Consider the following 272-nt stretch of genomic DNA (forward strand, 5'->3'; position numbering starts at 1 on the left):
GTGAAGGACAAGGAGGGCGTTTACGTCAACCTGTTCGTCGGTAGCCGCATTGAGGTCGGCGACGTGGCGGGCACGCCGGTCCAGATGGTGCAGGAAACCAATTACCCCTGGGAGGGCGCGGTCAAGATCACCGTCAACCCCAAGGAGGCCAGACGGTTCTCAGTGCGCGTGCGCGTTCCCCAGCGCAAGACCAGCGCCTTGTATTCCGCCGTGCCGGCGGTGGAGGGACTGACGCGACTGGCGGTGAATGGGCAGGCGGTGACGCCCCGCAT

Annotated in this window: 1 protein-coding gene; it reads left to right on the forward strand. The window is 65.4% G+C overall.

Translation table 11 applies throughout. The features are described from left to right. On the forward strand, positions 1 to 272 hold a 272-nt coding region (locus AC0IYH_RS31625; protein WP_471838198.1), incomplete at both ends, for a hypothetical protein.

This window comes from Pseudomonas sp. AC463 (genome assembly GCF_979253585.1).